The organism is Flavobacterium sp. (assembly GCF_031411595.1).
In the GTDB taxonomy this organism is placed as follows: domain Bacteria; phylum Bacteroidota; class Bacteroidia; order Flavobacteriales; family Flavobacteriaceae; genus Flavobacterium.
In genome coordinates, this window is sequence record NZ_JANOBI010000047.1 from 126536 (window position 1) to 137656 (window position 11121).

The 11121-nt window shown below is 37.5% G+C and carries 8 protein-coding genes; 3 read left to right on the forward strand and 5 right to left on the reverse strand.

Annotated elements, in window-relative coordinates; translation table 11 throughout:
• Positions 1–15: 15 nt before the first annotated feature.
• The 3 genes from RMO03_RS11590 to RMO03_RS11600 all read right to left on the reverse strand — a co-directional run bounded on the left by RMO03_RS11590 (position 16) and on the right by RMO03_RS11600 (position 3530).
• Positions 16–1572 carry an aldehyde dehydrogenase family protein gene (locus tag RMO03_RS11590; protein WP_309642266.1) on the reverse strand — a complete coding sequence of 519 codons (1557 nt, stop codon included), beginning with the start codon at positions 1570–1572 and terminating at the stop codon, positions 16–18.
• Positions 1573–1765: 193 nt separating this feature from the next.
• Positions 1766–2299, reverse strand: a complete 534-nt coding sequence (locus RMO03_RS11595; RefSeq protein ID WP_309642267.1) for a 3-hydroxyanthranilate 3,4-dioxygenase — start codon at positions 2297–2299, stop codon at positions 1766–1768.
• A gap of 130 nt (positions 2300–2429) precedes the next feature.
• Positions 2430–3530: an endonuclease/exonuclease/phosphatase family protein gene (locus RMO03_RS11600; RefSeq protein WP_309642268.1), complete on the reverse strand. Its 1101-nt coding sequence runs from the start codon at positions 3528–3530 to the stop codon at positions 2430–2432.
• Between the two features lie 137 nt (positions 3531–3667).
• On the opposite strand from RMO03_RS11600, the gene RMO03_RS11605 reads away from it, so the two are divergent.
• The 3 genes from RMO03_RS11605 (at position 3668) to RMO03_RS11615 (ending at position 8798) form a co-directional block, all read left to right on the forward strand.
• Positions 3668–6481, forward strand: a complete 2814-nt coding sequence (locus RMO03_RS11605) for a TonB-dependent receptor (protein WP_309642269.1) — start codon at positions 3668–3670, stop codon at positions 6479–6481.
• Positions 6482–6493: 12 nt separating this feature from the next.
• Positions 6494–7906 carry a DUF5689 domain-containing protein gene (locus tag RMO03_RS11610; protein ID WP_309642270.1) on the forward strand — a complete coding sequence of 471 codons (1413 nt, stop codon included), beginning with the start codon at positions 6494–6496 and terminating at the stop codon, positions 7904–7906.
• Positions 7907–8036: 130 nt separating this feature from the next.
• Positions 8037–8798, forward strand: a complete 762-nt coding sequence (locus RMO03_RS11615) for a phosphatase PAP2 family protein (protein ID WP_309642271.1) — start codon at positions 8037–8039, stop codon at positions 8796–8798.
• A 225-nt stretch (positions 8799–9023) separates the two neighbouring features.
• Here the strand turns inward: RMO03_RS11615 and RMO03_RS11620 are convergent, their stop codons facing one another.
• Positions 9024–10892: an OmpA family protein gene (locus RMO03_RS11620; RefSeq protein WP_309642272.1), complete on the reverse strand. Its 1869-nt coding sequence runs from the start codon at positions 10890–10892 to the stop codon at positions 9024–9026.
• 18 nt (positions 10893–10910) lie between these two features.
• Positions 10911–11121: type IX secretion system membrane protein PorP/SprF (locus tag RMO03_RS11625; protein WP_309642273.1), on the reverse strand; the 211-nt coding region annotated here is incomplete at its 5' end.

Here is an 11121-nt window from a genome sequence, read left to right on the forward strand (position 1 = left end):
TTAACACGACATCTATTACAAATCAAATTTGATTCCTTGTGCCAAAGGCAAACTTGTCGTATAATTGATGGTGTTGGTTTGTCTTCTCATGTAGATTTTCCAGGCATCGGAACCTGATTCACGACCGCCGCCGGTTTCTTTTTCACCACCGAAAGCGCCGCCAATTTCTGCGCCAGAAGTTCCGATATTGACATTAGCTATTCCGCAATCTGAACCCGAAACTGAAAGAAATCTTTCGGCTTCACGAAGGTTGTTCGTCATAATGGCTGAAGACAATCCTTGTGCTACACCGTTTTGTACGTCGATGGCATTTTCTACTTCGCCGGAATATTTTAATAAGTATAATACGGGTGCAAAGGTTTCGTGTTGTACGATTTCAAATGAATTTTTGGCTTCGGCAATCGCTGGTTTTACGTAGCAACCGCTTTCGTATCCTTCGCCAGAAAGCACACCGCCTTCTACTAATATTGTTCCGCCTTCAGCTACCACTTTTGTTAATGCTGCGTTATACATTTCAACTGCATGTGTGTCGATTAGTGGTCCGACGTGGTTGTTTTGGTCTAATGGATTTCCGATACGCAATTGTTTGTATGCGCCGACAATCGCATCTTTTACTTTATCGTAAATACTTTCGTGGATGATTAAACGACGGGTTGATGTACATCTTTGTCCAGCAGTTCCTACGGCACCAAACACAGCGCCAATAACAGTCATTTTGATATCGGCATCCGGCGTTACGATGATGGCATTGTTTCCTCCTAATTCTAATAATGATTTTCCCAAACGTCCGGCAACGGCTTGTGCTACGATTTTTCCCATTCGGGTTGATCCTGTTGCAGAAACTAATGGTACGCGTTTGTCGGCAGTCATTAATTCCCCTATTTTGTAATCGCCGTTGATTAGGCAAGAAATTCCTTCGGGAAGGTTGTTTTCTTTTAATACTGCTGCGATGATATTTTGGCAAGCGATGCCGCATAGTGGTGTTTTTTCGGATGGTTTCCAAACGCAAACGTCACCGCAAATCCAGGCTAGTGCTGTGTTCCAAGCCCAAACGGCTACCGGGAAATTGAATGCTGAGATGATTCCGACTACACCCATTGGATGGTATTGTTCGTACATTCTGTGCCCTGGGCGTTCGGAGTGCATTGTGAGTCCGTGTAGTTGGCGTGACAATCCTACTGCGAAATCACAGATGTCGATCATTTCTTGAACTTCGCCATAACCTTCTTGGAGCGATTTTCCCATTTCATAAGAAACTAGTTTTCCTAAGGCTTCTTTATTTTGACGCAATTTTTCTCCGAACTGGCGCACGATTTCTCCGCGTTGTGGCGCCGGCATTAATCGAAATGTTTTGAATGCTTCGGTGGCGGTTTGCATTACTTTTTCGTAATCGGCGGCTGTGGATGTTTTTACGGTTGCAATTAATTGACCGTCAACTGGTGAAAAAGATTCTAAAAGTGTTCCGTTTGAAAAGTTGTTTTGTCCCGTAGAAGTTCCTTCATTGATGGCTTTGATGCCCAATTGTTTTAAGGCTTCGGTCATGCCGAATTGTTCTGCTATTGTAGTTGTCATAAATATGATTTTTATTCTATTATATCGTTTGCGTGGCAAAAGTAATTAATAATGAATAATTAATAGTTAATAATTGGTAAAAGTAAATGGGGACGAATTGCCCTAGCCCTGATGGAAGCGGTTATCCTTTTGTGCTGGCGTTCAGCACAAAAGATTAGAGCGTACAGCAGGTTCCCGGCTTCTAAAACAAAACCTATTGAATATAGCGCGGATCGGTTTCCATGACGGTGCCGCAGTTGTTGCAAGTTCGCAGTTCGAGAGAATTGTAGAAATGTTGGTAATGCGGCAGGAAATCATTTTCGATATCGTGGAGTTCGAAATAGACTTCGTGGAGTTTGTGGTTGCAGTTTTCGCAAAACCAAAGCAAACCATCTTTGAATCCTTGACCGGCGCGTTTGCGTTCGATGACGAGTCCGATGGAATTTTCGGAACGCACAGGTGAATGTGGTGTTTTAGCCGGATGCAGATACATATCACCGGCATGCAGTTCCATTTCTTTGCGCTCGCCGTTTTCTTGGATGATGACTTTGATGTTGCCTTCGAGTTGGTAGAACAATTCTTCGGTTTCGTTGTAGTGATAATCTTTTCTGGCGTTGGGTCCGGCGACAATCATGACGATATAATCTTGGGAATGCACATAGATGTTTTTGTTGCCTACCGGAGGTTTGAGCAGGTGTCGGTTTTCGTCAATCCATTGGTTGAGATTGAAAGGTTTTTGGGTTTTCATGAGATTGAGATTGGTGTTGCTAAGGTATTGAAATAAATGCGATTTAAAAAAGGTAACACGAATTTCACCCATTATCACGAATTGATTTTTGAATCAATAAAAAAAGGATAGCTTTCACTATCCTTTGGTTTTATTTTGCTTCTTTGATGAGATAAATGTATGCCGGAAAGTGGTCGCTGAAACCGATTTCGTTGGCGCCATGTCTTAGCGGGTAACCTTTGTATGCGCCTGTTGTGGTAATCATATAAGGTTTGTTGTAGATTCCAGCTTTCCAATAACGGAAAGAAGAATAATCGGTTTTGATTAAGGTTTCTGAAACCATGATCTGATCGAAGATATCTCCGGCATCGCGGTAAAACAAAGTACAATTTCCGTCTTTTGCCATTTGTTCGAATGGGTTGTATACCCCAAATTCTTTAACTTCTTCTTTTTTACGTTTGGCACCGATACCTTCTTTTACACTTTTGTTGTAGGTTCCGTCATTCAAATCGCCCATGTTGATAATTTTGGCGTTGGGATTGATTTTATAAATCGAATCCATTATTTTTCGATCCAATCTTCCGGCTGCTTCTCGGAATGGACTGCTTTTTTTCTCACCGCCTGAACGTGATGGCCAGTGATTGACCATGATGTTGACTTCTTCACCGTCGAGAAAACCAGTTACTAAAAGAATGTCTCTCGTATAAACTCTTTCTCCGGTTTTGGCTTCGATTTTATCTTTATCGGCTTTATCTTCTTCGGTTTCTTTATCTTTTTCTTTTGTTGCGTTTCTATAAATCAGTAACGGAATATTAACAGAGCTTGTTGGTTTGAAATGTTTCTTCTGGTACAATAATGCCACATCAATACCTCTTTTATCAGGAGATTCGAAGTGCACAATACCATAATCATTTACGGCTAATTTAGGTTGTTTGATTAAATCTTCTAAAACGCCTCTGTTTTCGATTTCAGCACCGCCAATAAAAGTAGGGGAATTGGGATTTTCACCTGTGCCGATTTCTGACAAAACGCGGGCAAGGTTTTCTAATTTTTGATGGTATTTTTTTGATGTCCAATTTTGAGCGCCTCTAGGCAACCATTCTTCATCATTGTTTGCTTGGTTGATGGTGTCGAATAAATTTTCAAAATTGTAGAAAGCTACTGTATGCACTACAAATTTTTTCTGTTGTGATTTCGCACTTCCAACAATAAAAAGAAGGAATAAAAAAACGGCGACATTTCTAATTTTCATATTTTAATAATATTAATTTACTGTCAAGTTTAACACAAACTTGGCTGTAAAAGTAATTAATATTAATTTAATAGGTACATTTGCGTCCGTTAAGAAATAATTATTCTTATAAACAGACGAATTAATTTATATTATTTATGAAAAAACTTGTTATTAGTACATTATTTGTAATGCAAGTGCTTTTTGGTTTTGCACAAACGCTTACGGGAGTTACCGGAAAAGTTGTCGATTCAAAAACGCAAAAACCGTTACAAAACGTTGTTGCAACAATTCAAAACACGAACTTAACCCAAACGACAGATGTGTCTGGGAAATTTACATTTAATGATGTTGCTCCAGGAAATCAATTATTACAAATTAAAACCCAAGGATTTAAAGACCAATTGGTTCAGGTTGAAATTATCGCCGGGAAAATGCAAGACTTAGGTACTGTTGTTTTAGAAGAAGACATTACCACAGAGCAGCAAAACAGTTTAATTGCTATTACAGAAAGCGATTTGGGTGATGAAGGAAACAGTTCTGAAAGTACTGCCAGTTTATTACAATCATCTCGAGATGTCTTTTTACAAGCTGCCGCTTATAATTTTGGACAAGCAAGATTCAGCGTTAGAGGTATCGATAACGAGTATTCGAATGTAATGATCAATGGAATTACGATGAATCGTGTTGGCGACGGAAGACCACAATATGGTGATTGGGGTGGATTGAATGATGCAACCCGTAATCAAGAATTCACTAATGGTTCTGCGCCTTCAGACTATGTTTTTGGTGGTGTTGCAGGAACGCAAGAAATTAATACAAGAGCATCCATATACCGTCCGGGCACACGCCTTTCATTTCTTAGCACCAATACCAATTATAATTTTAGAGCCATGGCAACACACGCATCAGGGTTCAATAAAAACAATTGGGCTTTTGTGGTTTCTGCCGGTAGACGTTGGGCTGAAGAAGGTTATTTTGACGGAACAACCTATAGTGCCAATTCTGTATTTGCTAGTGTTGAGAAAAAAATCAACGAAAAGCACAGTTTAAACTTAACAGCCATTTTAGCTCAAAATAAAAGAGGTAAAAACTCACCAAATACAGAAGAAACAACAGATTTGACTGATGTAAAATATAACTCTTATTGGGGTTTTCAAGATGGTGAAAAAAGAAATTCAAGAGTTAAAAACTCTCAAGAGCCTTTGTTGATGTTGGAGCATTTCTGGAAAGTTAACCCAAAAACAAATATCAACACAACTGTTTCTTACCAAATTGGAGAGATTGGAAACAGTCGTCTCGATTACACTAAAGTCAATAATCCTGACCCAACGTATTATAAAAATCTGCCTAGCTACTGGGCAAATTCTTTTGAGTCTCCTAATGATGGCGTTCCCGGCGCATTTCTTGGCAACACTCCGGAATATATAAATCGTGCAGCAGATCCTCAATATACGCCATTCCTTGTCAAAAAACAACTCGACTGGCAGAGCATTTATCGCGTCAATCAAGATAATATTGCCAATGGAAGTCGAATCGTATTATATGAAGACCGTAATGATGAGAATATCTTGACTGCGAATACCAATATCAATTCGAAATTGTCTGACAATATTTTCTTGAATGCCGGAGCGACTTATATGAATTCCCACACCAAAAACTTCAAAAACATGTTGGATCTTTTGGGAGGAACTTATTTTACGGATATCAGCACATTTGGATTTGGAGAGCAACAACAATCAGATTTAAACCATCCATTCAGACAAGTTAAGCCTTATGATCATTTTGGTTACAACTATAATATAGATGCAACCAGAATCGATGCTTTTACACAATTTAAATTTACGTACAAAAAAGTAGATTTTTACCTCGCAGAAATGTTCTCTCGTTCGGTATACCAAAGAGAAGGATTGTACAAAAACGGATATTATCCTGAAAATTCTTATGGTAAAAGCGAGAAAGCTAAATTTGACAACTTCGGATTCAAAGGTGGTCTGACCTATAAAATAACTGGGCGACAATTCCTTGATTTCAACGCTATTTATATGTCGAAAGCACCTAATACTAAAGACGTTTTCTCTAATGCGCGTGTCAACAACACCATAACGTCTAACATTACTAATGAAACCATCAGTGGTGGCGATGTGAGTTATATCATCAAAGCGCCTAAATTCAAAGCGCGTTTTACAGCTTATTTCTCTGAAACATTAAACTCTACGGATATCAATTTTTACTATGCCGATGGTCTTTCCAATGGTAACTCATTTGTTTCGGAAGTTGTTACCGGAATTAACAAAAGAAATCGTGGTGGTGAAGTTGGTTTAGAATATCAAATTACTTCAACAATTAAAGTCACAGGAGTGGCTGCTTACGGCGATTACACCTATACTAATAAACCAAATGTAACCTTATTCGTTGATAATGCTGCGGCCGAATTTCCTGACGGAATTGATTATAAACAAGCCGATATGAAAGGATATAAACTTCCTGGAATGCCACAACAGGCATATTCTTTGGGAATTGAATACAGAGATCCTAAATTTTGGTGGATCGGAGCCAACGCAAACTTCTTGTCGGACAATTATCTTGATGTTTCTACCGTTAAGAGAACAAGTAACTATTATGACACCACTAGTCTCGATCCTAATGGTTTTCCAATTAACTACCGGCCAATTGATCAGAGTCTTGCCGACCAATATTTGAAACAGGAAAAGTTTGATGAGTTCTTTTTATGTAATTTAGTAGGCGGAAAATCGTGGAGATTTAAGAATACTTATACTTTGGGTCTTTTTGCGAATATTAATAATGTTTTTGACATTACCTACAAAACCGGTGGTTTCGAACAATCTAGAAACGGTAATTATACTCAAGATTATGAAGACCACCAAAGTACAGGACCTAGCGTATTTGGGCCTAAATATTTCTACGGATATGGAAGAACTTATATGGTCAATGTATATTTAACTTTTTAAAAAATTAGCGTTATGAAAAATAAAATAATAAATCTGTTTATCATTACTTCAATGATTGGCTTGTTTTCAAGCTGTACAGAAAAAGATCATTATGATGCTCCGGCTTCTGCGGAATGTGTCAATCCTGGATTGGCAAAAACTAAAGAAGTGGCTGCCTTATGGGCTACTGCTCCTACAGGTGCGAGTCCTGATGCAACGGTCGTTTACCATAATTATTCTATTCCGGGCGATCCAACAAGTCCTGAAATTCTTGACTATATAGAAGGCTATGTAATTTCAAGTGATGAAGGCGGAAATTTCTTCAAAAGCATGTATGTTCAACCTACCGATGGTTCTAGAGGATATAACTTGTCTGTAGACGCTTACAATCTTTACACTACAGGTTACCAACCCGGGAAAAAAGTGTTTTTAAAATTAAATGGTTTGGCTTATGCTAATCCGTCTTCTTATGCAAGAGGTTTGGTTTTTGGAGCGCCTCCAACAGATATTTATGCTGTTGACAGACTTTCTGTCGGCAAGCTTTCAGAGCATCTTATCCCTTCATGTGATATTGTAGGTGAAGACACTTATGTTAAACATCTAACATTAGCACAAGCATTGAACGACACTTATTTGAATACACTTGTTGAAATTGATGGTGTTCAATTTAAATCAGATTGTGCAACCTATAGTAAAAAAGATTTTGATACATCTTTAAAAATCTGGACAGGCTCAGGAACAACTTTGGATGTCAGAACAAGTCGTTTTGCCAATTTTGCAGGTTATAGCGTTCCTTCTGGAAACGGAAAAATTAGAGGTGTTTTATCAAAATATAACAGCGGATACCAAATTATTCTAAGAACGGAAAGAGATGTCAAATTCACTAATCCAAGAGTAGCAACACCAACTCCAGCCCTTGGAGGAACGGCTCTTACTTATTCCGGAGCATTCACAGAAACTTTTGAAAGTTATTCTACTACAACTACAGGAGCTGTGCTTCCTAAATATATTAATGCCGTTACCGTTGGAACTAAATATTGGGAAGTGGCCACTTTCAGCAGTAAAAAATACATTCAAACTTCTGCTTTTAATAATGGATGTACTAAAAACTATTTTGTTGTACCTGTTGACTTTACCGCAGCCAATAAATTTTCTTTTACCTCATTAGATGGATACAATGATGGTGTGCCTTTGAAAGTATATTATTCAACCGATTTTACGCCTGCTAACGGAATTTCTCAAGCAACCTTAGTTGATATTACTTCTAACTTTATAATTGCTGACGGAAGACCGGATACAGCCACTGGCTATGCTTCTGGCTTCACTCCAAGTGGAGATTATAACATTCCTGCAGCGTTAACCGGTAATGGATATTTCATTTTCGAATATGATGGAACTACCGGGAAAACAACCACTATCGAAATTGATGATATTAAGGTAAACTAATTTATTTTGTATATTTTAAAAGAGAGGCCTAACAGCCTCTTTTTTTATTTATAAGATTGCGCAAACATTTTTAATATCAATCTGAAAACAATAATTGGTAATTTTTAAAATCAAATTGCGTTAATACTGTATGAGAAAAATAGTCGCCATTTTTTACTTTTTAATATTGCCAACAATCGTTTTAGCACAAGTCAACATCATCAATGACAGCATTAAAAAACGGACTACTGAAAATTTGAAATTCACTCCGAAACAATTAATCATTCCTGCCGTGCTAATGACTTACGGAATCGTTGCTATAGAAAGTGATTATTTGAAACTCATCAATACCTCTGTTCGAGATGAATTAAAAGAAAATATCGACGAGAAAATTACCATTGATGATTTCTCGCAATATTTTCCGGCAGCATCGGTTTATGTGTTGAATAATGTTGGCATTGATGGCAAACACAACTTGAAAGACCGATCGATTATTTTAGCTACTTCTTATTTGCTGATGTCAGGTTCCGTTATGAGTTTAAAAGGTTTAACAAAAGTAGAACGGCCTGATGGAAGTGCTAATAATTCTTTTCCTTCAGGACATACTGCTACAGCGTTTTCAGGCGCAGAGTTTTTATGGCAAGAATATAAAGATGTAAATATATGGTATGGTATTTCAGGTTATGCCGTCGCTGCAGGTACAGGTTTCTTTAGAATTTACAACGGTCGACATTGGTTGTCTGACGTGGCTATGGGTGCAGGAATAGGAATCTTGAGTACCAAAATTGCTTATTGGATTTTCCCTTACATTAAAAATCATTTTTTTAAATCTAAGAAAAATGTTGGTGCTATCATGGCTCCTTTTTATAACGGAAAACAGCTTGGTGTAGGTATGATTATTAATTTCAAATAATGTATCGTATTTAAATTAAAAATCGATTCAATCAATATCAAATTTCTTAGCGCCTTTGTGGGATAATTATTTTCTCACCAAAACACTGAGGCACAAAGTATAAAAGCATTTCTAGATTAAAGACTAATCTAATTTGTGCCCATGAAGTTAAACCAATGAAACAATTTATAACAAAAAAACCGAACGTTAAGTCCGGCTTTTTAAAATATAATTGGGTTAAGAATATTACTTCACTATCAAGAATTCAGAACGTCTGTTTTGTGCATATTGCTCTTCTGTACAAGCTTCTTTACAATCTACTTTCGGTTCAATTTCTCCCATTCCTTTTGCAGAAATTCTATTGGCAGCAATTCCTTTTGAAAGGATATATTGTCTTGTTGCTTTAGCTCTTCTATCTGATAAATTCAAGTTATATACATCGCTTCCTCTGTTATCTGTGTGCGATTTGGCTAAGATGACCAATTTGTCATTGTTCTTCATTACTTGAACTAATTTATCCAACTCAAAAGCACCTTCTTGAGTAATGTTGCTTTTGTTGTATTCAAAGTAAATAGGATTCAATACAATCTCAGTTTCAGTCACAATCACATCGATTGGTTGTAATGCGGCATCAATTTTAGTTTGTCCGCCTTTGGTTTTATTCACAGCAAATGTGTTGCCCTCAAATCCGTCTTTAGACGCTTGAATGCTGTATGATTTCTCACATTCTACATCATAAGACACTTCTCCTTTTTCGTTGGTTGTTTTCGTAGCTATAACGTTTTTCTTTTCATCAACGATAGAAACGCTTGCATTAGCAAGTATGGCTCCTGTTTTAGCATTGGTTACGATTGTAAGTACTTCCACGCCACAAATTGGAGTTGCCGAGAAGATATCATCGTTTCCATTACGGTTACTGGCAAAGAAGCCTAAGTTTTTAGCTTTGTTGAATGTAAATCCAAAGTCGTCTTTTTCTGTATTAACGGGTTTACCAACATTTGTTGCCGGAGTTCCTTTGCTTAAATCAATTTGAAATACATCCAAACCGCCCAAACCTTGTTTCCCGCTTGATGCGAAGAACAATGTGTTATTATCATCAGCGATAAAAGGAAAACTCTCATTGCCTTCTGTATTGACTTTCGCTCCTAAATTTTCCGGAGTTCCAACGCTTCCGTCAGCATTAACAGCAACTTTCCAAATATCAACACCGCCCAAGCTTGCTGGCATATCAGAAGAGAAATATAACGTTTTACCATCTCGGCTTAAACTAGGGTTGCTTGTTGAATAATCTTTACTGTTAAACGCTAATGAAATCGCTTTACCCCATTTTCCGTTGTCTTTAGTAGCAACATATAAATTGTTTCTTCCAAGCTTAAGATTGTTCTTTTTATCTTTTTCAAAAGAAGATTCTCTAAAACTATCACTCGCAAAATACACTGTATTACCATCTGCGCTGATGGTTATTGGTCCATCGTGGTATTTAGAATTGAGTTCACTAACTGTTGTAGCGTTGGTTATGGTACCATCAATATTGTAATCCGCTTTGTAGATATCTAAGTATGGTTCTTCATTCCATCCGTATTCTTTTCTGGAGCCATTTCTGGCGCTGGTGAAATACAATTGGTTGTCGTATAAAACTGCTCCAAAGTCTGATTTATCACTACTGATTTCCAACGATTTTACATCGTAGCTCTTTTGTTTGTCAAGAAGTTTTGGAACATAGTTCGGATTTTCTTTGAACGTTTTAGCTCTTTGATCGTTTGGAGCCAATGAGGCAAATTTTTGCATTTGCTTGTTTGACTCTTCATATTTTCCGTTGGCTTTTAGCATTTGTGCGTAACGGTAGTAAGTTTCGGCATCTTGTGATGTTTCAGTTGCTTTGGCGTACCATTTTGCTGCTTCAGCCGTGTTGAACATATTGAAATACGTATCGGCCAATTGCTTGTAAACGTAGGTATCAGACTTGCCTTTATCAACTAACTTAAGATATTCTTCGGCCGCGGCAACATATTCGTAGCGATTAAACAATTTATCGGCTTTTTTAGTGGCTGCATTTTGTGCGCTAAGTGAGCTGATTGCCATCACAAAACTAAATGCTATATAAATTTTTTTCATGTTAAGTTGCTTTTGTTTTTAGAAATATCTAGGTGATTGTGATACTTTTTTCGGGAAGTTTAAGTCGAATAACAATATGATTTCATGCGATGATGTTGTAGCGACTTTCAAATCCGAAATGACATGGTCGTAAGCATATCCAATTCTTAAGTTGGGATTGATAGCATAATTGACCATCGCGCCAAAACTGTCTTCCTTACGATACGTTGCACCAATTTCAAACTTCTCA

What these genes read in the sequence shown, in the direction of transcription:
- RMO03_RS11590 (WP_309642266.1), bottom strand. Translation starts at nt 1,572, where the DNA reads ATGACAACTACAATAGCAGAACAATTCGGCATGACCGAAGCCTTAAAA.
- RMO03_RS11595 (WP_309642267.1), bottom strand. Translation starts at nt 2,299, where the DNA reads ATGAAAACCCAAAAACCTTTCAATCTCAACCAATGGATTGACGAAAAC.
- RMO03_RS11600 (WP_309642268.1), bottom strand. Translation starts at nt 3,530, where the DNA reads ATGAAAATTAGAAATGTCGCCGTTTTTTTATTCCTTCTTTTTATTGTT.
- RMO03_RS11605 (WP_309642269.1), top strand. Translation starts at nt 3,668, where the DNA reads ATGAAAAAACTTGTTATTAGTACATTATTTGTAATGCAAGTGCTTTTT.
- RMO03_RS11610 (WP_309642270.1), top strand. Translation starts at nt 6,494, where the DNA reads ATGAAAAATAAAATAATAAATCTGTTTATCATTACTTCAATGATTGGC.
- RMO03_RS11615 (WP_309642271.1), top strand. Translation starts at nt 8,037, where the DNA reads ATGAGAAAAATAGTCGCCATTTTTTACTTTTTAATATTGCCAACAATC.
- RMO03_RS11620 (WP_309642272.1), bottom strand. Translation starts at nt 10,892, where the DNA reads ATGAAAAAAATTTATATAGCATTTAGTTTTGTGATGGCAATCAGCTCA.